This is a genomic window from Psychrobacter sp. FME5 (assembly GCF_014861375.1).
Classification (GTDB): Bacteria; Pseudomonadota; Gammaproteobacteria; order Pseudomonadales; family Moraxellaceae; genus Psychrobacter.
The window spans coordinates 1-361 of the sequence record NZ_RRYX01000289.1 but is presented as its reverse complement, the minus strand read 5'-3'; the positions used below and the strand labels follow the sequence as shown (position 1 = coordinate 361).

1 protein-coding gene is annotated in these 361 nt (G+C 40.7%); it reads left to right on the top strand.

Features of this window, described 5'->3' with window-relative positions; all coding sequences use genetic code 11:
- Positions 1–43: 43 nt before the first annotated feature.
- Positions 44–325 (top strand): LysM peptidoglycan-binding domain-containing protein, encoded by a 282-nt coding sequence (locus tag EI161_RS14720; RefSeq protein WP_192530056.1) that lies wholly within the window; start codon positions 44–46, stop codon positions 323–325.
- The last annotated feature ends 36 nt before the right edge of the window (positions 326–361 follow it).

The window sequence follows — 361 nt, the reverse complement described above, 5'->3', positions numbered from 1 at the left end:
TCTTTGGGTTATTATAACCTCTTAGAAGCTGTCCAATTTTATTATGCCACTACAAGGGGCGTTAGGCGACAAGGCAAAAGAAGGTTTAGAGGGTATTAATGACGCTATGAACGGTGGCAAAAATGATAAACCTTCTGGGCAATCGCCTGCTTCTAGTAGTGGCTCTACTAACTCAACACGATCAAGCTCCTCATCTACATCAGGAGACTACACAGTAAAAAGTGGTGATACTTTAGGCGGTATTGCTCAAAAACACGGCATCAAAACACATGATCTAGCTCGGGCTAATGGCTTGAGTTTAGAAAGTATAGTCAATCCCACCTAAAAGTGTTATAAACTAATTATCAAACCCAATTGCTAC

What these genes read in the sequence shown, in the direction of transcription:
- EI161_RS14720 (WP_192530056.1), top strand. Translation starts at nt 44, where the DNA reads ATGCCACTACAAGGGGCGTTAGGCGACAAGGCAAAAGAAGGTTTAGAG.